A 21,146-nucleotide genomic window follows, 5' to 3' on the forward strand; every position below is an offset into this window, starting at 1 on the left:
ACGTAAACTACACGATGCTACAGGCGCGACGCTCCATCCGTTGCTAACGTCCGGCCAGTGGGCATGGCGAACCCGAGAGCCTCACTCACGGGTACCGTCGAGCGAGGAGCCGCAGGTCAGGATCGCCTCCGTGAGGACAAGCCATGTGTCGCGCAGTCCTCAGAGCCCAATTGCAAAGGGAGATTTGTCATGACGATGAAGCTAACCCGCCGCCAGGCGGCGATCGGTGCCTTGAGCCTGCTTGCCGGCACCACGATGAGCACCGTCAGTGAGGCTCACCTGGGCGAGCTGTTGGGCATCGACGAAGGCCTCGAGGACTTCTGGCTGGCAACCGACGCCTACATTTACGGCTATCCGCTGGTTACCATGGAGATGACGCGCCGGGTCATCACCAACGTGGCCGCCCCGGAGGGCACTCGGGCACCGATGGGCCAGATCATCAAGCTCCGGCACTATCCGGACGCCACGTTCCGGGACGTGACCGCGCCCAACGCCGACACGCTCTACACGACGGCGTTCTTCGACGTCGGCAAGGAGCCCTGGGTGTTGAGCCTGCCGGACATGAAGGACCGCTACTTCCTCATGCCGATGCTGGACGGCTGGACGACAGTGTTCCAGGTCCCCGGCAAGCGCACCACCGGCACGGGTGCCCAGACCTATGCCATCACCGGACCCGGCTGGAGCGGCACGCTGCCGGCGGGCATCAAGGAGTACAAGTCGCCGACCAACATCGTCTGGCTGCTCGGCCGCATCTACTGCACCGGCACGCCGGAGGACTACGTCGAGGTGCATGCGCTCCAGGACCAGGTCAGGCTGGTGCCGCTCAGCGCCTACGGGAAACCGTACACGCCGCCTGCCGGCAAGGTCGACCCGTCGATCGACATGAAGACCGCCGTGCGCGATCAGGTGAACCGCATGGATGCGGTGGCGTACTTCACCCTGCTGGCGGAGCTGATGAAGACGAACCCGCCGTCGGCTGCGGATGCCCCCGCCCTTGCGAAGTTCGCCAAGATCGGGCTCGTGCCCGGCCAGGACTTCGACGCGAGTAAGCTCCGGGCCGACTTCGCCCGGCGCATCCCGGAGATCGCCAACGACCGGATCATGATCCAGTTCAAGATCAACAAGGACGTCCATGATATCGACGGCTGGGGCTTCACGACGAAGACCGGGATCTACGGCACCGACTACCTGATGCGTGCCCTCGTCACGGCGATCGGGCTCGGGGCCAACCGCCCGCAGGACGCCGTCTATCCCACCTCGCAGAAGGACGGCGACGGCAGTGCGTATGACGGGGCCAACAAGTACGTGATGCGCTTCGCCAAGGGCCAGTTGCCGCCGGTGGAAGGCTTCTGGTCGCTGACGATGTACGACGGCGCCTACTTCTTCGTGCCCAACCCGATCAACCGCTACTCCGTCAGCGCGCGCCAGGACCTGAAGGCCAATCCGGACGGCTCGGTCGACCTCTACATCCAGAAGGACTCGCCCGGGGCGGACAAGGAGTCGAACTGGCTGCCCGCACCGGCCGGCAAGTTCATCCTGATGCTGCGGATGTACTGGCCGGACGAAAGCAACCCCTCGATCATCGACGGCACCTGGACGATCCCACCGGTCAAGAAGGTCAGCGACCGGGCCTAGCCGCGCACCAATCCGACCCCAGAATCGCGGATGACCTGGCTCTGCGATTCTGGGGTCGGCAGTAGCCGACACGACACGAACGTTGGAGGACGATCATGCAGACCCGTGCGTTGGGAATTCGTCGTGCCGTGCTCGCGTCCGTTTGTGTAATGCTCGCGACGGGAGGAATTGCGTGGGCGGCAGACCCGGGTCCGGCCCGGGCGCCCGTCGTCGAGGCGCTGCCCATGCCGCCCTCGTGGAGCTTCCGCATCACGCCCTATGGATGGCTCATGGCATTGGACGGCGCCCAGACCGTGCGTGGGCGCTCGGTAAAGGTCGACGCGAGCTTCATCGACATCGTCGAGAAGAGCGACACCCTCGTGGGCCTGATGGGTAACTTCGAGGCCCGCAACGGCCCATTCGCCCTCTATGGCGACCTCGTCTGGAGCAGCATCGGCTTCGAACGCAACGGCGTCAGGACGCGCACTCCCGCGCCGGGCGTCACGACAACCGTCGGCCGCGCCCTCAGCTTGGACATCCAGATGGCCATCGCGGAGATCGGGGCAGCCTACGAGGTCGCCCGCTTCGGTGCGCTGGCATTCGACGTTCTCGGCGGCGCCCGCTACTGGTTTCAGAAGGCGGACCTCTCGTTCGAGGTCGATCGTACTATCGGGATCGGGGACGTGGAAGTGGTGGGCGGCCGCGCCTTTGCCCGCTCGAGGTCCGTCGACTGGCTTGATCCCGTGATCGGCGCACGGGTGCGCTACATGGTGGCTCCGGGTCATGAATTTTGGCTGCGTGGTGACATCGGCGGGTTCGGCGTCGGCAGCGACTTCTCCTGGCAGGCGATCTGCGCCTACGGATTCGAGTTCGGCAGGTACCAGGGCATCACGTTCTCGGGCGTGATCGGCTATCGGGCGCTGTACGTCGACTATGGCCAGGGTGAGGGTCGCCAGCGCTACGAGTTCGACATGCTCCAGCACGGCCCCGTGCTCGGCCTTAGCGCACGGTTCTAGTCGGCGGGGGAACGCCGAAATTGTGACGCATCGGCGGTCTTCCTATACTCGTCGAAAGCATAGTGGCATCGGCACGGCCCGGGATGGTGCGCTCAGGAGCATCCCTTGAAATCAAGCCTCACAGTGTTCGCGCGCTACGCCGGCCTTGCAGGGTTGCCCGCCTTCTTCCCGGCCTTCGCGAGGGCGGCTTGGCTTGAGATCCTCCCGGAGTTCAATCCGTTCAAGTACAACTCGTTTCCCGTGAACGCGGCCCGTCAGTCCTATCTTGTCACGCAGGCCGCCCAGGCTCAGGTTGCCCGCGCGGCAGGCAATGGCACGATCACCCGGCTCCCGCGGATCCACACGTTCCAGTCCGTCGTCGACTACACCGTCAGCACCCAGGCCGTTGTCTCGGGCCTGTACGCGCGGCTTCCAGCCAACGGGAGCGAGTTGACCCGGTTCGACCTCAACCGGGTGATCCGGCTCGGTCCGCTCGTCGACCGCTCTATGGAGACCATCGTCGAGCGGCTTCTGCCCGCCGCACCGCGCGCGTTCAGGACGACGCTCGTCACCAATGCCAGCCCGTCCTCGCTGGAGGCCGTCGAACGCTCGATCGAGGCAGGCGGAGCGACGGAGGCCGTACATGGGCTCGGCCTCGCCTTCCCGCCCGGCGCGTTCTCCCTGTCCCACGTCGCGATTCCGTTCCCGGTGACGGACCCACTCTACGGGTCACACCCCGATCCCCGGGAGAGCTTCGGTCTCCACCTCGGAACCCTGACACCCCGCGGTGAACGCGGTGTTCTGCTGGTCCCACTGGACGCGCTGGTGAGGATCTCGTCCAATCCGTTCTACCCGTACCTGGAGCGCAGAGTCTCCGAGGGAATCGACGGTCAATTGCCTCCGGCGCAGTGACAGGCTGCCGATGGCAGTCGATCGTCACCCTTTCAGCACCCACGAAATTTTCGCGCCAGCGCGAGCCAGCCGTCCGGAAGATTGCATCCTGTTGGCGCAACATTCGACTAATTTCAATCACAAACCAAACCGCCTCCTCCCGGCAGCTTGCCCGTCCAAGATGCAGTGGCGCGAGGCAGGCGACGAGGGCTACCGCATCGCGGCGGCCGCAGACGGTGCCTTCACGAGCCTCCTGACCCGCCTGCGCGAGCAGGTGCAGGGGACGGCCCCGGCGCAAGTTCGGCCGCCCGTACGAGTGGGTCTCGAGCGAGGAGAAGGATCCCGCTTACGCCGCCATCGGGGACAGGATCGCCCGTCACCTGATCGCCACCACAGCGATCGGTTCCGGGGATGAGATCTTCGGTGTGCCCGTCGCCGAGCGGCGCCTGCACTCGAGCAGCAAGCCCCCGAGGAATTCCTCGGGGGTTTTTGTTGGCTTGACGATGGGTGCCGGGTCTCCGTTCGAGGCCGAAGTCAGGTCCCAGAAAATAAGGGTTCTAGCCGCCCCTGGTGAAAATATTGAGTCAATTCACACTGTTTGTTGCCTTGGTCGCGTCCATGTTCGACCGTCATCTTGCCGGTCTGGCAGAGCGTGAGGCGGCAGCCTTGCGCGCCAGCGACGAACGCTTCCGCCGGCTCTACAACAAGACTCCCCCGCCCCTATATTCCCGAAGAGAGGACGGAATGATCGAACACGGCAGCGATGCATGGCTCGATCTTCTGGGCTACAGCCGCGATGAGGTCATTGGGCGCCGGGTCTCGGACTTCCTGACAGAGGAATCGGTCACCCGCCACCGGGAGCCGGTCTGGCCGGCGTTTCTCGCAGAAGGCATGGTGGAAGACGTCGAGTATCAAGCCGCGACCAAGGACCAGGGACGATGATCCGGCCGATCCTGAAGAAGACCATCTGATTGTCGCTAGAGGTTTATCATCATGGCACCTGAGAAAGTCGCAATCATCACTGCCGGCGGGAGCGGCATGGGAGCCGCCGCCGCCAAACGGCTTGCGGCCGAGGGCTACAGGATCGCCATTCTCTCCTCATCGGGAAAAGGCGAGACCCTGGCACGTGAACTTGGCGGAATTAGTGTAACCGGGTCCAACCAATCGAACGATGACCTTGGAAAACTGGTGGAGCAGACACTTTCGAAGTGGGGTCGCATCGACGTCCTGGTGAACAGCGCGGGCCATGGTCCCCGGGGGCAGATCCTGGAGATCAGCGATGACGAATGGCACAAAGCGATGGATACCTACCTCATGAACGTGATCCGGCCCGTGCGCCTCATCACGCCGGTCATGCAGACCCAGAAGTCGGGATCGATCATCAACATCTCGACGGCCTGGGCCTTCGAGCCTTCGGCGATGTTTCCCACATCCGCGGTTTTCCGCGCGGGCCTCGCAGCCTACACCAAGATCTTCGCCGACACTTATGCTGCCGAGAACATCCGGATGAACAACGTTCTTCCCGGATGGATCGACAGCCTGCCGGAAACAGAGGAGCGTCGGCGGTCGATTCCGATGCAGCGGTACGGAAAAAGTGAGGAGATCGCCGCAACGATCGCTTTCCTGGCCTTGGAGGGGGCTGCGTACATCACCGGTCAGAACATCCGCGTTGACGGTGGCCTCATGCGGTCCATCTGAAAATCATCCGCGACATCTGCTTTTGACCGTGGCAGATCAGCTGAAGGCAACTGCATAGGATCGCCTTATGAAGAAGATTGGCTTTCTCTCGTTCGGGCATTGGTCGCCTTCGCCACAGTCACAGACGCGTTCGGCCCGTGATGCCCTTCTCCAATCCATCGACCTTGCCGTGGCGGCGGAGGAGCTTGGCGCGGACGGCGCTTACTTCCGCGTCCACCACTTCGCGCGCCAGCTCGCCTCGCCCTTCCCCCTGCTGGCGGCGATCGGCGCAAAGACCAGCCGCATCGAGATCGGCACCGCCGTCATCGACATGCGCTACGAGAATCCTCTCTACATGGCCGAGGATGCGGGGGCGGCCGATCTGATCAGTAATGGGCGTCTCCAGCTCGGCATCAGTCGCGGCTCGCCTGAGCAGGTGATCGACGGGTGGCGTTATTTCGGCTACGTGCCCGAAGAGGGCCAAAGCGATGCCGACATGGCCCGACACCATACGGAGGTGCTCCTGAACGTCCTCAAAGGCGAGGGCTTTGCCGAACCGAATCCCCGTCCGATGTTCCCGAACCCGCCCGGCTTGCTGCGCATCGAGCCGCATTCCGAGGGCCTGCGCGAACGGATCTGGTGGGGATCTGCTTCCAACGCGACTGCGGTGTGGGCCGCGCAGCAGGGCATGAACCTCCAGAGCTCAACCCTGAAGGAAGACGAGACGGGCGAGCCCTTCCACGTTCAGCAGGCCAAGCAGATCCGTCGCTACAGGGAAGCCTGGAAGGAGGCGGGACATGCCCGCAAGCCCCGCGTCTCCGTCTCGCGCTCCATCTTCGCGCTCGTGGACGACCGCGATCACGCCTATTTCGGGCGCGGCAAGGACAGCGACCAGATCGGCATCATCGACAACATGCGTGCGATCTTCGGCCGCTCCTATGCCGCGGAGCCGGACAGGCTCGTGGAGGAACTCAAGGTGGACGAGGCGATCGCAGAAGCCGATACGCTGCTTTTGACCGTGCCGAACCAACTCGGCGTCGCTTACAACGCCCATGTCATCGAGGCCATCCTGAAGCATGTCGCTCCGGCCCTGGGCTGGCGTTGAGGACGTTTCGACGGGTTAAGCCCTGCCGGCATCGATCGAAGCGAAACCCTGTAATGCTCGACGAAAGTCTGCTGGTGAGGATCAGCGTGGCCAGTTCGAATAAGATCTTGAAATAAACCGAGAAATGATTATTGTACCACTTGGTATGTTATGCTGCCGCGACGTCCGTGACCGACCCGCCGTTCCGGCAGCAGGATGGGAGAACCATGGGCCGTCATCGCGAATTCGATCCTGACGAGGCGCTGCACATTGCGCTTCAGGTCTTTCGACGCCGGGGTTACGAGGGCACCTCCATCTCCGACCTGACGGAAGCCATGGGCATCACGCGACCCAGCCTCTATGCCACGTTCGGCAACAAGGAGGATCTCTTCCGCCGGACCCTCGACCTCTATGAGCGCCAGCACCTGTGCTTCGCGCATGAGGCCCTTCAGGCGCCGACGGCGCGGGAAGCGGTCGAGCGGCTCCTGCGCGGCTATGCCGACGTCCTGACCGATCCCACGAGCCCGCCCGGCTGTCTCGGCGTGAATGGGGCCGTGGCCTGCAGCGCGGCGAGCGAGCCGATCCGCGAGGAGCTCATCGCCCGTCGGATGGTCAACGAGAACAATCTGCGCGATCGTCTGGAGAAGGCACGCTCCGATGGCGATTTTCCGGACGATGAGGATTCCGCCGACTGGGCGCGCTACATCGTCTCGATTGGCCTCGGGATGGCGGTGAGGGCCGCATCGGGAGCCTCGCGCGAGGACCTCCACCGTGTCGTCGATGTCGCCCTGCGGTGTTGGCCGACCGTCTCGCGCTGAGGCCTCAACCGCTCCTGTCCCGGGTTCGATCCCTTACCTGCATCACCGAATGTCAGACGGATCGGGATGTCCGCTGCTCCGCAACGTCTCCCGAAGTCATGCCTGCCAGGGAAACGATGCGGACATGGCGACGGGACGGGTGATTGCCGGAACCAATTCAGGCAAGGCGCCCTGCTCTTTCGACACGATGCATCGAAGAAGGTCGCCTGAGGCGACCTTCCACGGGTTTAGCTCGTCAGTTCCTTCGCGGGATGCACATTTGTGGCCGGCCCTGCGCTCGCCAAGTCGGGCTGATGCTGAAGGCGACGGTTCCCCGTCAGTCGGCGAACGAGGACATAGAAGACCGGGGTGAAGAACAGGCCGAATGCCGTCACGCCGATCATGCCCGAGAAGACGGCCACGCCCATGGCGGCCCGCATCTCGGCGCCCGCCCCCGTCGATACCACCAGCGGCACGACACCCATGATGAAGGCGAGCGAGGTCATCAGGATCGGCCGCAGACGCAGGCGGCTCGCCTCGATCGCGGCCTCGACGGGTGTTCGCCCCTCGAACTCGAGCTCACGGGCGAACTCCACGATCAGGATCGCGTTCTTGGCGGAGAGGCCGACCAGGACGATCAGCCCGATTTGGGTGAACACGTTGTTGTCACCCCCGACGAGCCACACGCCCGCCAAAGCCGCGAACAGCGCCAACGGCACGATCAGGATGATGGATACCGGAAGCGCCAGGCTCTCGTATTGCGCCGCGAGAACCAGGAAGACGAGCAGAATGGCGATCGGGAAGACAAGGACGCCGGAATTGCCTGCCAGGATTTCCTGATAGGTCAACTCGGTCCACTCGGCCCTGAAACCCTTCGGCAGAGTCTCGCCCGCGATCCGTTCGACTGCCTCCTGTGCTTGGCCCGAAGAGTATCCCGGAGCCGCTTGTCCATTGACGTCGGCCGAGAGGAATCCGTTGTAACGCATCGCCCGTTCAGGCCCTACGCTCGATTGAATATTCAACAGGGCCGTCAGAGGAACCATCTCGCCCGACCGGGAGCGGACCTTCAGGAAACCGATATCGTCCGCGCGGGCCCGGAAGGGGGCATCCGCCTGAACGCGCACCGAGTACGTCCTCCCGAACTTGTTGAAGTCGTTCACGTAGATCGAGCCCAGATAGATCTGGAGAGTGCTGAACACGTCGGAAATCGCAACCCCGAGCTGACGCGCTTTGGCACGATCGATGTCGGCATAGAGCTGGGGAACGTTGATCGAATAGCTCGAGAACAGTCCCGCGAGCTCAGGCGCTGTTGCGGCCTTGGCCAAAAAGTCCTTCGTGGCCCGGTCAAGCGCCTCGTATCCGAGGCCGGCTTGATCTTCGATCTGAAGCTTGAAGCCGCCGATCGTCCCCAGCCCCTGCACCGGCGGGGGAGGAAAGATCGCGGTCACAGCCTCTGTGATGGCGGCGAACTTCTGATTCAGCTGCCCGGCGATCGCGCCGGCGCTCAGGCTTGGATCCCGGCGATCCTCGAATGGTGCGAGCGTCAGGAACACGATGCCGGCATTCGAGCTGTTGGTGAATCCGTTGATCGACAAGCCGGGGAACGCGACCGCATGCTCGACGCCCGGCTGCTTCAGGGCCATGTCGGTCATCTGCCGGATGACGCCCTCCGTCCTGTCGAGGGTCGCCGCATCCGGCAGCTGAGCAAAGCCCACCAGATACTGCTTGTCCTGCCCCGGGACGAAGCCGCCCGGCACCGCCTTGAACAGGAATCCCGTCGCGCCGAGCAGGGCCACATACACGAACAGCATCAGGGCCTTCGTCGCGACCGCGCGCCTCACGCCGTGACCGTAGGTTTCGGATCCCCGATGGAAGACCGCATTGAAGCGGCGGAACAGCCAGCCGAACAGCGTATCCATGATCCGGGTCAGCCGGTCCTTCGGCGCATGGTGATCGCGAAGAAGAAGGGCCGCCAAGGCGGGGGACAAGGTCAGCGAATTGATCGCAGAGATCACCGTCGAAATGGCGATGGTGACGGCGAACTGCTTGTAGAACTGTCCCGTCAGGCCGCTGATGAACGCAAGCGGGATGAAGACGGCCACCAGCACCAGGGCTATCGCGATGATCGGCCCGGAGACCTCCTGCATGGCCCGGTAGGTTGCCTGCCGGGGATCCAGCCCCTTTTCGATGTTCCGCTCCACGTTCTCGACGACCACGATCGCGTCGTCGACCACGATACCGATGGCGAGGACGAGTCCGAACAGGCTCAGGGCGTTGATGGAGAAGCCCAAGAGATGCAGGACCGCGAACGTACCGACGATCGAGACCGGAACGGCCGCGAGAGGAATGATCGACGCCCGCCAAGTCTGCAGGAACAGGATCACCACGAGAACCACCAGGAGCACCGCCTCGAGCAGCGTATGGACCACCGCGTCGATCGAGGCACGCACGAACTGGGTCGTGTCGTAGACGATCTGGAAATCGACACCGTCCGGCATGTTGGCTTTGATGTCGGCCATCTCGGCGCGAACCTTGTCGGCGATCTCGATGGCATTGGACCCAGGCGCCTGGAGGATCGGAATGGCGACGGCCGGCTTGTTGTTCAGGAGAGATCTCAAGGCGTAGTCGGCAGCGCCCAGTTCAATGCGGGCGATGTCGCGGAGGCGGGTGATCTCGCCCTTTTCCCCTGTCCGGACGATGATGTCGCCGAACTGCTCCTCGTCCTGGAGGCGGCCCTGCGCGTTGACCGACAGCTGATGATCGATCTCCGGCAAGCCCGGCGAGGCGCCGACGACGCCCGCGGCCGCCTGCACGTTCTGGGCGCGGATCTCGTCCACGACGTCGCTCGCGGACAGACCGTGCTCGGCAATCTTCTGGGGATCGAGCCAAATGCGCATCGAGTAATCGCCCGATCCGAACAATTGGACCTGACCCACGCCCTGGATCCGGGCCAGCCGGTCCTTGACGTTGAGGGCCGCATAGTTGCGCAGGTAAGTGACATCGTAGCGGCTGTCGGGCGAGAGCAGGTGAACCACCATCATCAGGTCCGGCGAGCTCTTGACGGTGGTGACGCCCAGACGCCTCACCTCCTCCGGCAGCCGGGGCTCGGCCTGCGAGACACGGTTCTGCACGAGCTGTTGTGCCTTGTCGGGATCGGTGCCGAGGGCGAAGGTCACGGTGAGCGTCAGCACGCCATCCGTGGTCGCCTGGCTGCTCATGTAGAGCATGTCCTCCACCCCATTGACGGCTTCCTCGATGGGGGCGGCCACGGTCTCGGAGATAACCTTCGGATTTGCGCCCGGGTATTGCGCCCGGACGACCACCTGGGGCGGCACGACCTCGGGATATTCCGAGACCGGCAGGATGCGCAGAGCGAGCAGCCCGACCACGAAGATCAGCACGGACAGGACCCCGGCAAAGATCGGACGGTCGATGAAGAAGCGGGAGATGTTCATGGCACTGGCCTCGAGCCTTTTGCGTGCGGTCAATTCGCTGCGGAAGCGGACGAGCTTCCGGTCCGAAGCGTGGCGGATGCCTCGGACTCTTCGGGCTGCGGCGTAATCAGGGCGCCTGGACGGACTTTCTGAAGGCCATCGACGACAATTCGCTCGCCCGGGCTGAGCCCGCTGGTGACGATGCGGCCGCCGTCCACAGCAGCCCCGAGCTTGATCTCGCGATAATTCGCCTTCTGGGCCGGGTCGACGACGAGAACGTACTTCTTGTCCTGGTCGACCCCGATGGCCCGTTCGGGCACGACCACCGCCGGCATCGTCTTGGCCTGGCCAAGCCGGACACGCGCGAACTGGCCTGGCATCAGGTGGTCGTCGCCGTTGTCGAGCACCGCCCGCACCCGGACCGTGCCGCTGGCACTGTTGACCGTATGATCGATGAGCTGCAGCTTTCCGCGCACGATGTCGCCCCCTGGCCCCGAACGCATTTCGACTGGGATGCGCGCGAGATGCTCGCGCCGGTCGCCTCCCGCCGGCAGCGTCTCGAGCGCCCGTTGTATCGCGCGCTCGTCCGCATCGAAGCTCACGTAGATGGGGTTGGTCGAGACGATCGTCGTCAGGACCGGTGCGCCGGATCCGCCGTTAACGAGATTGCCGACGGTGACCTCGATTTTCCCCACCCGTCCCGCGATCGGAGCGCGCACCTCCGTGTAGGACAGGTTGAGGCGCGCAGCCTTGGCGACTGCGTTGGCGGCACCCAGGTTGGCCTCGGCCTCGCGAACGTTGCTCAAGCGCGTGTCTAGATCACGTTGTGCAATGGTCTGGTTGGCGGTCATTCTCATGCCGCGCTCCAGCTCGCTCCGTGCGAACGCAAGAGTGGCTTCAGCCGCGCGAACCTGGGCGTCCGCCTTCTCGACCTCTGCGATGTATGGTGCGGGATCGATGATGAAGAGGAGATCGCCCTTCTTCACCAGTGACCCCTCCCGAAAATGGATCGACTCGATGGCGCCGGGAACCCGGGGACGCAGCTCCACCCGCTCGACCGCCTCGAAGCGGCCCGAGAACTCCTCCCACAGCAGGACATTCTGACTATCGACGGCGGCAACGGTGGCAGGCGTCGCGGACGGTGCCGGCGCGGTGCCACTGCCTTGCGTCGCCGTGCTGCCGAGCATCGACCAAAGGGCGACGCCGCTCAGGATCGCGCTCACGGTACCGAAGGAGGTCAGAGGTCGGATTTTGAAAACATTCATCATGGTGAGGCCGCTCACTCGAAAGATCGTCTCGCATCCGACAGGTGCCGGATTCTTACCAATCGGTATAGTACCGATCGGTATGTTTTAAAAGAGCAGCCAAGGCATTTTTATATCGATTGGTAGCAAAAAGAACCACAAGAGCCTGCCGCAGCGGCACCAATGTGTGCTGGCGCACGTTCGGCCTCCCCCTTCTTTGTCTCTTGGACACCCCAGCCACGAGCGCGGACCGCAACATGAAAATCCTCATGGCGGAGGCGTGGACCATCCAAAGCTCAGCGGCGCCGAGGCTTGGCGGCGAGGAGCGGCAACGGGAGGATGAGCCCAGCCGGGCTAGAATCCGACCTAGGCAACCGGCCAGTACCAGGCGGAGGCGTTTACCAGCAGGATGGACCACCATTCTCAGCGAGGCTCATCATGTCCCTCCCGTCATCCATCCCCGCCACCCTCAAGGCCATTTCGGACCAGGTTGCTGACCTCTGCGATGGAATCGCGCCGAGACTCGTGGCGATCCAGGGGCCTCGGCGCAGGTCATCGACTGGGATCATCTGGCGTTCCGGGCTTATCGTCACCGCCCAGGAAACATTGGAAGCGGACGATGACATTCGGATCACGCGCCCGGACGGGAACCAAGTCTCCGCAAGTCTCCTCGGTCGCGATCCCAGCACGGACATCGCCCTCCTGCGGACCGAGGAGCAGCCCGTTCCCCCTATTCCCTTCGCAGACCCATCCGGGCTCCGCGTCGGGCATCTTGTGCTTGCGGCCGGCCGCCAACCCGAGGGGGTGTGCGCCGCCCTTGGTATCGTGGCCCTTGCAGGGGGCCCCTGGAGGAGCCTGCGCGGAGGTCACATCGCCCGCAGGCTCCATCTGGATCTGAGGCTCGATGCCCGCTCGGAAGGAGGAGCCGCTCTCGACAGCGATGGAAAGATCATCGGGATGACCGTGCTCGGCCCCCGAGGGCGCGTGCTCGTCATCCCGTCTGAGACGATAGAACACGTGGCACAGCAACTGCTCGCCCATGGCCGGATCGCCCGGGGCTATCTGGGGCTCGGACTCCAGCCTGTGAGGATCGATCAAACGATCGCCGACGCGGCGGGGCTTGCGGAGCCCAAGGGACTTATCGTCATCAATGTGGATCCCGAAGGCCCCGGGCAGAGAGCCGGGATCAAGCAAGGCGATGTTCTCATCCGATGGGAGGCCGCCCCCCTGCATTCCGTCCGTCGCGTTTACACGCTCCTTGGACCCGAGAGCGTCGGACAGCCCATCACCCTCGGATTGCTGCGAGCAGGGAGGCAAATATCCCTTACCATTGAGATCGCAGAGCGTTCTCACCCTCAAGAGTGAAGCCCCGTGCGACGCATCGCGCTCCAGATCGACGATCCAGACCTGCTCGACCACGTCAGCACGATGTTGGCCGGCGAGCCCGACAGGATTGCTCTCGACCCGAGGGAGCCCGATGTGGTGATCGCCGACCATCTGCATGCTTGCGCCGAAGGGGTCATCATCGTTCTCGAAGAGCCCTCGAATGCGCTTGAAATCCTGGAGGCCGGAGCCAGCGGAGTGCTGCCCCGAAATGCCACCGTCTCGGATCTGCTGCTGGCCATCGATGCCGTCTTGCACGGTTTTGCGATCCTGCCGCGTGCTGTCCAGTGGCCGGACAGCACGCCTCATCAGCCCTCTCCTTCCCTCCGCAATCACGTGCTCACGGCCCGGGAACTCGAGGTCCTCCGGTTGCTGGCGGAGGGGGCCTCCAACAAGCTGATTGCCCGAACGCTCGGGATCTCGTTCCACACCGCCAAGTTCCATGTGGCTTCCATCGCAGCAAAGCTCGATGCCACGGGCCGGACGGATGCGGTCGCGCAGGCCGTGCGCCTCGGCCTCATAATGTTGTGAGCTTGGATCGGCCCACATTCAGCATCCTCACCCCGTCACCGACCGAAGTAACATCCGCCAATTCAGCCGTTCTGAGCATTCGCGACGAGGCGGATTCCATTTCCGCATTCGCCAAGGATCGAGAGCCCGAGTCCCAGCCGGGCTCTCTTCGACCTCGCGAACGATGCAGCGGCTCTAGAGTGGGAACTCGCTTTAATCCTTCACTGCCGCACAATGTCCACACGACCTCTGCGGTTCGTCACCCCAGCCGATTTCACCTGGTAATCCGGAGACCGCGTCTATCGCCTCCTTCAGTCCCGGCACCGCCTGGATCTGTTCCTGGCTGAACTTCTGAAGAATGGCCCGTCCAAGCGCCCAGAACTGCAGGATCATCAGTTCCTCTTTCAGGCCGAGCTCTGCCTTCGCTTTGCCCATGGCTATCCCGCAAGACGCTGCACGGGCCTCCACGGCTCTGCGAGGACACGCTGCGACTTGCCACGCATTTCCTGAAGTCGTACGAGGGTCCGATGATCAAAGGAGGCGGTGACTGCGACGACATCCTCATCTCCGATCCGTTGGGGCAGCCCGAGCGGAATCGTGCGGAAATGGAGCTGGACCAGGCGCAGCAGCCACAGTGGGTTCATTTGAATGATGATCGAGCTTACCCCATTCTCGAGGCCCCATTCGACAATGCCGGAGAGAAGGGCGTTTGCCACCGGGCTCAGCGTGCGCCCACGCTCACGATGCGCCGGCTCGACACAGTACCGCGTCCACTCCCAAATGTGCTCGCCGACAGGACGCTCGTCCTCACAAAGCTGAGGCAAAACATCAGACAATAAATGCGGGCGCGTGGACGGCAGCATGCGCTGATAGCCCAGCACCTTGCTCCCTTCGATATAAAGCATGTGCACAGCATGCTCGTTGTCGAATTGGTCGATTTCCCGGCCATCCGACCTGGCGAGGTCAGTCCAATTCTTCTCTTCCACGAAGACGCGGTGCCGCAGACGATAGGCCTGATCCATTTCGCCGCGGAACAGGTGCTGGTTTTCTGGCGTAACGATGTGAATCATGTAGCCCCCTTGCTGTTTGGGTGCTGACATTTAGCCCGCGCAGTGGAGGCATATAAGTACGCGATACCGTACCATTCATTTGATGAGTTGCAGGCGCAATGCTTCCGCTACGGCATGGGCGCGAGTTCTGGTTCCGAGCTTCTCACGGGCCGAGCGCATATGTTTATCAACCCCGTGCTCCGAGATCCCCATTTGCTCGCCAATCTCCCACTCGGTTTTGCCCTCTGCTGCCCATTGGAGAGCTTCACGCTCTCGAGGCGTTAATTTAATAGTGGTGGCTTGCTCCTTCTCGCGAAGAAGGATTGAGCGTCCGAAAGCGTAAGTTGCCAAAAGCGTGAGAACGCCGCGTTCTTCCGGAGAAACCTCCAGCTGCTCACCAGCAATGGAGAAACCAGCAATATCGCCGTCAAGGGTGGCGAGAGGGATTGTGAAACCTTGCTTCAGCTTGAAATCGCCAGCCTCATCCATGACGCGACGGGCTGTCATGTCGGAGCGGTAGAGAGGCTCGATCTCGCTCCAGAGGAATGAAAAGCTACTTCTCCTCACGGTTGTGATGGCGGGATCACGAAAGATGTAGCCATGAGAGAAGTAGCGTCGACTCCACTCTTGCGGCCAATGATCCAGCACAACACCCGAGACTTGCTGTTGCCTTCCCACCCCTGGACGCGGGATGATACCGGCCAGGACGTACTCCGCACCAAATTGTTTGGCGGATGAAAGCAGCATTCCACAGACCTCGGCAGGGTTCCTTGCCCCCTCCAGGTTGCGGATAAACTCGACTGTTTTTTCGAAGCTCTTCCGTGACATGTTCCACCCTGATAGGAACATAATTACAATAATTCGGGCGTCAATCTAACCAGTTGAAGACCAGAAATGCTGCTCTTCGGCGCAGAATTCTCAACGTATGGTTGCAACTCTCTGGGCAGATTTCGCGCCACTTGGAAGGGCAAGGATAGATGCTTGAACGGTTCGCGTGACCGGCATCATGGCGAGCAGCGGCCGATCCCGCCAAAGCTGGGAACATTGGCGAATCGTGACGATGCGCAGGGCAGACCGTCGCAGAGATGCAAGCTGCCGCTGACGCAACCACTGCAATCCGCGCCTGACCGCCTCACGGCCGCCGAGCTCCTTCGTCGCAGAGATTGTCGCGAAAGCATCCGGCGCTGTGTGCGCATCGCGTCGGAGGAACAATGCCCGGTCGTAAATGTGGAATTGACCAGTCTCCCGAGTCAGCGACCTGCGCGGAAACAGGTTGGGTCCCTGAATTCCCCAGAAACAGGGTCTGCCGACCGCGGCGTCATTGCCTCATTCGCACGATCAAGAAAGTGAAGAATAGAGACACCAGAGTTACGGCACTCAGGACTCCCCAGGCGGCGATCAATCCTGTCTCGCTCGACACTGGCCGAAGCGCGTCCTGAAAGGCTTCGATAGCCCACGCGTTGGGTGTGAACCAGCTGATCTGCTGGAGCCATTCCGGCATGAGAAAGCGTGGTACCATGCTGCCGCCGACGGCGGACAGCAGGAGGACGCCGAAGCTCGACAAAAGCTGGGCTTGATGGCTGGTGGAGCACAAGCTGCACAGAGCGAGGCTCATGCCGGCCGCCATCGCCGAAGCCAACGTGCACGATACCAGCCATGCGGGAAGGACCCTTCCGACATCCACACCGTACAGGAGCCAGGCGAAGCCGAAGATGATGGCGACCTGTATCACGCCCTGCGCCACGAGAAAGACGAACTTGCCCGCGACCACTTTGGAGAGACCACCCGGGGCGAGCGTGAGGCGTTCGAAGATGCCGGACTCACGTTCCGCAACAAGCGTTGCAGCGCCTTGCATAGCCGTAAAAAGCAGAAACACCGCCGCGATCGCACCCGCATAATACGCCACCGGTCCACCGGCTACTCCGATCCTGGTGGCGGCCTCACGGCTGAAAAGTGCTGCAAATGCGAATCCGGACCCTTCCCTTTCCTGACTCTGCGCCTGAAAGGCCTGGTCCAGGAATTCCCGCTCCTCCTTCGTGATGGCGCCTGCCGCCTCCACGTCGGTCAGGATCCGCCTCAATGCAATATCTGGGAGATGTTCGTTGATCGTCTTCTGGATGTGGCCGATCACAATGGGAACCGCGAGGGCGCGCGCCACATCTTCGACGACCAGAATGGGCGTCGGACCCCCACCCGGCCGTGTCTCCAGATCCGACTGAACCGCAATTCCCACATCCACGACTCCATTGCGCACCATACCGCGGAGATCATCGAGAGTGCCTCCAGGCAGCGCCGTCAGACGGATGCCAGGCTCCGCGGCGAGCGCAGCCACAAGCCGCTGCGTCGCCCCTGTTCGAACAATGTCAACGAGTCCTACATGCAGGCGAAGCTCCGAACCGGTGGCGCTGGCAAAAATGGTTGCGAAGACGATGAAGACGAGCGGCGGAAGCGCGAAGGCCATCGACAAGGCGGCCCTGTCGCGGATCAACGAGAGAAACATCACGCGGACAATAGCCGTCATGACAAGGAACGCCCGGTCACGTGGCGGAAAAGGATATCGAGGCCAGGTTCGCGGATCCGGATCTCCCGTAGGGGGGCTTCGACCGATTGCAGAAGCATCAAAACACCAGACGCGTCCTGCGCGTCCGGAATCAGCCCCCTCCAGAGCAGCCGCCCATCGACGGGTTCGAGGCCGGCTGCACGCAATGCGGCGTCCACTCGACCGTCTGCGCGGTCGGTCAGCACCGCTTCGATCTGCTTCATGGTGCCGAAGGTCGATCTCAGGGCGTCGTCCGGGCGCCCCTCGAGAACGATCCGCCCTTCGCTCAGGAAGCCGATGCGATCCGCAAGACGCTCGGCCTGATCGAAATCGTGAGTGACCATGAGGATCGCGACACCGGTGTCGCGGAGGTCGCCCAGTACATGGTGAATGGCGCTTCGTGCCTCGAGATCGATCCCGACAGTTGGCTCGTCGAGGAGCAACAATTGAGGATCGGAGACCAGCGCAGCGGCAATGTTGACGCGCCGCTGCAAGCCTCCCGAGAGGGTTGCGACCATCGAGTCGGCGACGGATCTGAGCCGCGTGACGTCGAGAAGGTGTTCGATTCTTCCGCGGGTCGCCTCCCGATTGATGAGTTGCGAAAAGACTTCCAGATTTTCGCGTACAGTGAGGCGCGAAAAGAGCGCAACGCGTTGGGGCACGTGACCGATCAGGCGTCGAGCCCGGCTGCCCTGACGAGGGTCCACGAGCGCCTCCCCAATTCCAACCCGGCCGTACGCCAGAGGCAGTTGGCCGCACAAGGCGCGGACGAGGGATGTTTTTCCCGACCCATTCGGCCCGAGGAGAACGTAGATCTCGCCCCGACGCAGGTTGATTGTGGCGCCATCGAGGACAGTGCGACCGCCGAGAGTCAGGACAGCGTCCTCGATCTCAGCGACATGCAACGTGGTCTGGTCCTCTTGGGCTGACCGGGCATCGACCGCCGATGAGTTGCGAACAGACGTCACGGCTGGCGACCCTGCGGAATGGGCGCCAGCCTTATGCCGATGCGCAGATCCCGGTGGGTGACCTGAACGCTTGCGGCGGGAAAGCTCGGCCTTCGAAGCCGTCCGGCATCATTCGAGAAGCCATAGGGTTCCAAAGGCAGCCCAAGCGGCGTTCGATCGAGCCGGCCATTCCCATTCATGTCCTGGAACACAGCAACCGCATATGTTCCGGGCGGCACGTCGCTGAACGTGAAACGGACTGCATTGGCCGAGGCCGGGCTCGTCTTGCCGAATCTGCAGGAATTTTCCTCCAGCCCCCCGATGCAAAGACCGGCAAATACATTCCCTCCGCCTATTTGGACAGCCGAGGCCTCCACGTACAAAGTTGCCGCCGACGCGCAAAGGGTCGAACCAGCAAGAATGATGACGGACGCAACGGCGTTCCGGACCATGAAGGAACTCCCTATGAGCGCATCGGCCAAGTTCAGCCGCACGAGAAATCATAATTGTCCTGAGTCAGCCCCCTTTCAACCGAAGGGCTGAAGGCGCTCCTCACTTTGCCGCTGCGTATGCCGCAACGAACAGCCCTCCCCTCTCGACAGCGGCCTGAAACGCCTGGCTCGAGGCGGTATCGACGGTTCCGTGACGAAGAGCGACACACGGCTTCAGGTTTCTGGCGTTTGAGCTCGCTAGCCGCGGCCCCGGATCCGAGTATTTCAATCTGGAACCAGCACACAAATCCAGGCGCGACCCTATTTCCCACGAGGACCGATGTCCCCCGGGAGACAAGCCATGAATGATTGGGAAGAGAAAGTCCGGGTGCGGGCTTACCAGATCTGGGAGCGGCAGGGCCGAACGGGCAATCCGTTCGATCACTGGCACGAGGCCGAGGAGGAACTCAGGGCCGAGGAGGCGGGCCCCTCCCAGGAGCGCCCCGAAGCGACGGTTGAGGAAGCCACGCCTGCAGAAGCCGTCGAGGCCGCGCAAACCGCCGCAGCGGGCAAGGGCTCCTCTGAGTCATAGGACCCATAGCCGGCTGGATCGTTGCGCCGTGTGATCGATAGCGTCAGCGACGGCATCCGGCGCCAGGTGATGGATCATGTGGCCGAGGCCCGGCAGGGCGATGAACTCGCTGTGCGGCACTTCCCGGTGCAGCCGTGCGGACTGGCGGCCCACGTCCGCGATCTGATCGTCCATGCCCGTGACGATGGTCAGCGGCACCGTCAGCTCTCGATAATGCCGTTCCAACTCCATGACGGATGGAGTCATGAGTGCTGCGTCCTCGGCGGCCGCGCGAAGCTGCAACGGCCGCAGCATCAGCGCCTTCGGGAACTCTTGCTCGAAGCGCTCCGGCACCGGAGCCGGTTGGAACATCCGCTTGATCATGCCTGGGAGGATCGCCCGCGCCACGAGCGGGGAGACCGTGTAACGCATGGCATCGCCGATTACCGGGATGGCGGGCGGCGAGAGCAGGAACGTGTCCGCCCGCAGGGTCGGGTAGTAGTAGCCCGAGCCCAGCACGAGGCCGCGCACGAGTGACGGGACCTCCAGCGCAAGGGCCACGGCCACCAGGGTGCCCCAGGAGTGGCCGTAAACCACAGCCCGCTCGACCCCGAGTTGGGCCAAGGCGTTCCGGAACAGCCGGGCATGAGCCCGTGGTGTCCAGAGTTGACGCGGACGCGAGCTGTAGCCATAGCCCGGTCGGTCGATGACAATCACCCGATAGCGCTGCGCCAAGCGGTCCACGAGGCCACTGACGGTGAAGTCCTGGATCATGGTGCCGTTGCCGTGGATAAGCACCAAGGGATCACCATGGCCACGCTCGACGTAGTGCAGGCGCACGCCATCCACGTCGAGGAAGCGTCCGATCGGTGGGTAACGACGCTCGGCATCGCGGGCCTGTTTGCGGTTGTAGAGCGCTGCGGCCCCCAGAGCCATGGCGGCGCCGGCAAGAGCGGGAACACGCCACTGGTATGATCGGGGGCTCGTTCTTCCAGTTCTCCAAAGGCTCGCATGCCTCCCATCAGAGGCGTGCCCGGGAGCAGAATCCTGCATGACGCCATCGGCTCCCGCCGCAGCATCAGCAGGGAGTGCTTTCAGATTTACGTCTGTTTCCACGTTGCGCATGCAGCTTCTCCGTTCGGAATCCAGGACGAACAACGCCCGGTTCCACAATGGGTTGCTGCATCGCACAAAGACAGGTTGCCGCTCTTGTGACCGATCATGACGAGGGTGTTGCAGGCGGGACGGCTCCGGACGAGCCGAGCGCCGTTGCGATCTCGGCCAGCGTGGCTCGTTCGGCATCGCTAACGTAAACCCCGCCGAAACCAAGAAAGCCGCCCTCCGTGCCAGCCTCCGCTGCCTTCCGAGCAACCTCGTTGAGCCATCCCTTGAACCCGACCGCGTCCTCGGGAGCCTTGGTGTCGACGAGCGCGGATACGGCGCGCAGCTCCTCGATGGCCCTGCCCTTCAGTTCACCCAGCTGCGCGCCCTTGAACTGCGCCTGCATTCGGTCGCGGGCGGCATTGCGTGTCTCTGGCGTGGTGATGTCGTCGGCCACGGCCTTGACGAGCGCATTCTGCTGGCTGCCCTGTTTAACTTCCAGCAGGGCCCAACCGCCGGACATGGCTTCCTTCAGCAAGCCCCAGAGGCCGCTTGGGTCGGCCGCGGTGATCGCCATGCTGGCCACCATCGGGCTGGCCACGACGCGGGCCCATTCATCAGGTGTGAAGCTCGTCTTGTCTGCCATTTCATCCCTCCTGTAGTGCAGGCAGAATGGTCGGGCCCTGACTTTGTTCCTGATGCGTCTGCGGTGTCGATTGGTGCCCTGCCGATGGCTGCTCATGGTGGGCCCTTGCGTAGCTTGTGCTGTTAAAGGGGGATAGGAACTGACAGGCCTGAGCATCGCCGGAACCCTTTCTCAGGAGAGCGCTTCAGACAGAACCAGACCTTTACCTTCTGCGCAGATCCGCTAGTCGATCA

The 21,146-nt window shown here is 63.0% G+C and carries 20 protein-coding genes; 10 read left to right on the forward strand and 10 right to left on the reverse strand.

Annotation, left to right across the window (positions count from 1 at the left end; all coding sequences use genetic code 11):
• The first annotated feature begins 195 nt into the window (after window positions 1-195).
• From E4K09_RS16345 to E4K09_RS16375, 7 genes are all read left to right on the forward strand, one after another.
• A complete protein-coding gene (locus E4K09_RS16345) occupies window positions 196-1,635 on the forward strand; it encodes a DUF1254 domain-containing protein (protein ID WP_134498875.1) in 1,440 nt (479 codons plus the stop codon).
• A 95-nt stretch (window positions 1,636-1,730) separates the two neighbouring features.
• Window positions 1,731-2,630: a hypothetical protein gene (locus tag E4K09_RS16350; protein ID WP_134498820.1), complete on the forward strand. Its 900-nt coding sequence runs from the start codon at window positions 1,731-1,733 to the stop codon at window positions 2,628-2,630.
• A 105-nt stretch (window positions 2,631-2,735) separates the two neighbouring features.
• Window positions 2,736-3,521 carry a hypothetical protein gene (locus tag E4K09_RS16355; protein WP_193557301.1) on the forward strand — a complete coding sequence of 262 codons (786 nt, stop codon included), beginning with the start codon at window positions 2,736-2,738 and terminating at the stop codon, window positions 3,519-3,521.
• Window positions 3,522-4,118: 597 nt separating this feature from the next.
• Window positions 4,119-4,442, forward strand: coding sequence for a PAS domain-containing protein (locus E4K09_RS16360; protein WP_134498822.1), 324 nt, complete (start codon window positions 4,119-4,121; stop codon window positions 4,440-4,442).
• Between the two features lie 51 nt (window positions 4,443-4,493).
• A complete protein-coding gene (locus E4K09_RS16365) occupies window positions 4,494-5,198 on the forward strand; it encodes an SDR family oxidoreductase (RefSeq protein WP_134498824.1) in 705 nt (234 codons plus the stop codon).
• A gap of 67 nt (window positions 5,199-5,265) precedes the next feature.
• On the forward strand, window positions 5,266-6,282 hold the full coding sequence (locus E4K09_RS16370; RefSeq protein WP_134498826.1) for an LLM class flavin-dependent oxidoreductase: 1,017 nt from the start codon (window positions 5,266-5,268) through the stop codon (window positions 6,280-6,282).
• A 206-nt stretch (window positions 6,283-6,488) separates the two neighbouring features.
• Complete coding sequence (locus E4K09_RS16375) at window positions 6,489-7,079, forward strand: TetR/AcrR family transcriptional regulator (protein WP_134498828.1); 591 nt, start codon at window positions 6,489-6,491, stop codon at window positions 7,077-7,079.
• 227 nt (window positions 7,080-7,306) lie between these two features.
• Here E4K09_RS16375 and E4K09_RS16380 read toward each other — a convergent pair whose 3' ends face one another.
• Together E4K09_RS16380 and E4K09_RS16385 are read right to left on the reverse strand one after the other, a co-directional pair.
• Window positions 7,307-10,513: an efflux RND transporter permease subunit gene (locus tag E4K09_RS16380; protein ID WP_134498830.1), complete on the reverse strand. Its 3,207-nt coding sequence runs from the start codon at window positions 10,511-10,513 to the stop codon at window positions 7,307-7,309.
• A 29-nt stretch (window positions 10,514-10,542) separates the two neighbouring features.
• A complete protein-coding gene (locus tag E4K09_RS16385; protein WP_134498832.1) occupies window positions 10,543-11,760 on the reverse strand; it encodes an efflux RND transporter periplasmic adaptor subunit in 1,218 nt (405 codons plus the stop codon).
• A gap of 414 nt (window positions 11,761-12,174) precedes the next feature.
• On the opposite strand from E4K09_RS16385, the gene E4K09_RS16390 reads away from it, so the two are divergent.
• Together E4K09_RS16390 and E4K09_RS16395 are read left to right on the forward strand one after the other, a co-directional pair.
• A complete protein-coding gene (locus E4K09_RS16390; RefSeq protein ID WP_166802359.1) occupies window positions 12,175-13,101 on the forward strand; it encodes a S1C family serine protease in 927 nt (308 codons plus the stop codon).
• Window positions 13,102-13,260: 159 nt separating this feature from the next.
• On the forward strand, window positions 13,261-13,650 hold the full coding sequence (locus E4K09_RS16395; protein WP_244610540.1) for a response regulator transcription factor: 390 nt from the start codon (window positions 13,261-13,263) through the stop codon (window positions 13,648-13,650).
• A 192-nt stretch (window positions 13,651-13,842) separates the two neighbouring features.
• Here the strand turns inward: E4K09_RS16395 and E4K09_RS16400 are convergent, their stop codons facing one another.
• The 6 genes from E4K09_RS16400 to E4K09_RS16425 form a co-directional block, all read right to left on the reverse strand.
• Window positions 13,843-14,064, reverse strand: coding sequence for a hypothetical protein (locus E4K09_RS16400; RefSeq protein ID WP_134498836.1), 222 nt, complete (start codon window positions 14,062-14,064; stop codon window positions 13,843-13,845).
• 2 nt (window positions 14,065-14,066) lie between these two features.
• On the reverse strand, window positions 14,067-14,699 hold the full coding sequence (locus E4K09_RS16405; protein ID WP_134498838.1) for an acyl-homoserine-lactone synthase: 633 nt from the start codon (window positions 14,697-14,699) through the stop codon (window positions 14,067-14,069).
• Window positions 14,700-14,774: 75 nt separating this feature from the next.
• Window positions 14,775-15,506 (reverse strand): LuxR family transcriptional regulator, encoded by a 732-nt coding sequence (locus E4K09_RS16410; protein ID WP_134498840.1) that lies wholly within the window; start codon window positions 15,504-15,506, stop codon window positions 14,775-14,777.
• 490 nt (window positions 15,507-15,996) lie between these two features.
• Window positions 15,997-17,199 carry an ABC transporter permease gene (locus tag E4K09_RS16415; RefSeq protein ID WP_134498842.1) on the reverse strand — a complete coding sequence of 401 codons (1,203 nt, stop codon included), beginning with the start codon at window positions 17,197-17,199 and terminating at the stop codon, window positions 15,997-15,999.
• The gene (locus E4K09_RS16420; RefSeq protein ID WP_244610533.1) at window positions 17,196-18,185 is read right to left on the reverse strand and encodes an ABC transporter ATP-binding protein; all 990 of its coding nucleotides are present in this window, start codon (window positions 18,183-18,185) and stop codon (window positions 17,196-17,198) included. Before E4K09_RS16420 ends, E4K09_RS16415 begins: the two co-directional genes overlap by 4 nt.
• Window positions 18,182-18,616: a DUF2141 domain-containing protein gene (locus E4K09_RS16425; RefSeq protein ID WP_134498844.1), complete on the reverse strand. Its 435-nt coding sequence runs from the start codon at window positions 18,614-18,616 to the stop codon at window positions 18,182-18,184. The genes E4K09_RS16420 and E4K09_RS16425 overlap by 4 nt, the downstream gene beginning before the upstream one ends.
• A gap of 340 nt (window positions 18,617-18,956) precedes the next feature.
• Between E4K09_RS16425 and E4K09_RS16430 the strand changes: the two genes are divergently transcribed.
• The gene (locus tag E4K09_RS16430; RefSeq protein WP_244610534.1) at window positions 18,957-19,187 is read left to right on the forward strand and encodes a DUF2934 domain-containing protein; all 231 of its coding nucleotides are present in this window, start codon (window positions 18,957-18,959) and stop codon (window positions 19,185-19,187) included.
• Here the strand turns inward: E4K09_RS16430 and E4K09_RS16435 are convergent.
• Both E4K09_RS16435 and E4K09_RS16440 read right to left on the reverse strand, forming a co-directional pair.
• A complete protein-coding gene (locus E4K09_RS16435; protein WP_244610535.1) occupies window positions 19,182-20,102 on the reverse strand; it encodes an alpha/beta fold hydrolase in 921 nt (306 codons plus the stop codon). The genes E4K09_RS16430 and E4K09_RS16435 overlap by 6 nt on opposite strands.
• Window positions 20,103-20,385: 283 nt before the next feature.
• Window positions 20,386-20,913: a hypothetical protein gene (locus E4K09_RS16440; protein WP_134498848.1), complete on the reverse strand. Its 528-nt coding sequence runs from the start codon at window positions 20,911-20,913 to the stop codon at window positions 20,386-20,388.
• Window positions 20,914-21,146 lie beyond the last annotated feature (233 nt).

Origin of the sequence: Microvirga pakistanensis, assembly GCF_004458765.1 — a bacterium.
Lineage (GTDB): Bacteria > Pseudomonadota > Alphaproteobacteria > Rhizobiales > Beijerinckiaceae > Microvirga > Microvirga pakistanensis.

Excerpts from the sequence above, each read along its gene's own strand:
- E4K09_RS16410 (WP_134498840.1), bottom strand. The coding sequence starts at position 15,506 with ATGTCACGGAAGAGCTTCGAAAAAACAGTCGAGTTTATCCGCAACCTG.
- E4K09_RS16405 (WP_134498838.1), bottom strand. The coding sequence starts at position 14,699 with ATGATTCACATCGTTACGCCAGAAAACCAGCACCTGTTCCGCGGCGAA.
- E4K09_RS16375 (WP_134498828.1), top strand. The coding sequence starts at position 6,489 with ATGGGCCGTCATCGCGAATTCGATCCTGACGAGGCGCTGCACATTGCG.
- E4K09_RS16415 (WP_134498842.1), bottom strand. The coding sequence starts at position 17,199 with ATGACGGCTATTGTCCGCGTGATGTTTCTCTCGTTGATCCGCGACAGG.
- E4K09_RS16380 (WP_134498830.1), bottom strand. The coding sequence starts at position 10,513 with ATGAACATCTCCCGCTTCTTCATCGACCGTCCGATCTTTGCCGGGGTC.
- E4K09_RS16350 (WP_134498820.1), top strand. The coding sequence starts at position 1,731 with ATGCAGACCCGTGCGTTGGGAATTCGTCGTGCCGTGCTCGCGTCCGTT.
- E4K09_RS16365 (WP_134498824.1), top strand. The coding sequence starts at position 4,494 with ATGGCACCTGAGAAAGTCGCAATCATCACTGCCGGCGGGAGCGGCATG.
- E4K09_RS16360 (WP_134498822.1), top strand. The coding sequence starts at position 4,119 with ATGTTCGACCGTCATCTTGCCGGTCTGGCAGAGCGTGAGGCGGCAGCC.
- E4K09_RS16345 (WP_134498875.1), top strand. The coding sequence starts at position 196 with ATGAAGCTAACCCGCCGCCAGGCGGCGATCGGTGCCTTGAGCCTGCTT.
- E4K09_RS16435 (WP_244610535.1), bottom strand. The coding sequence starts at position 20,102 with ATGGCTCTGGGGGCCGCAGCGCTCTACAACCGCAAACAGGCCCGCGAT.
- E4K09_RS16385 (WP_134498832.1), bottom strand. The coding sequence starts at position 11,760 with ATGATGAATGTTTTCAAAATCCGACCTCTGACCTCCTTCGGTACCGTG.
- E4K09_RS16400 (WP_134498836.1), bottom strand. The coding sequence starts at position 14,064 with ATGGGCAAAGCGAAGGCAGAGCTCGGCCTGAAAGAGGAACTGATGATC.
- E4K09_RS16440 (WP_134498848.1), bottom strand. The coding sequence starts at position 20,913 with ATGGCAGACAAGACGAGCTTCACACCTGATGAATGGGCCCGCGTCGTG.
- E4K09_RS16390 (WP_166802359.1), top strand. The coding sequence starts at position 12,175 with ATGTCCCTCCCGTCATCCATCCCCGCCACCCTCAAGGCCATTTCGGAC.
- E4K09_RS16370 (WP_134498826.1), top strand. The coding sequence starts at position 5,266 with ATGAAGAAGATTGGCTTTCTCTCGTTCGGGCATTGGTCGCCTTCGCCA.
- E4K09_RS16425 (WP_134498844.1), bottom strand. The coding sequence starts at position 18,616 with ATGGTCCGGAACGCCGTTGCGTCCGTCATCATTCTTGCTGGTTCGACC.
- E4K09_RS16430 (WP_244610534.1), top strand. The coding sequence starts at position 18,957 with ATGAATGATTGGGAAGAGAAAGTCCGGGTGCGGGCTTACCAGATCTGG.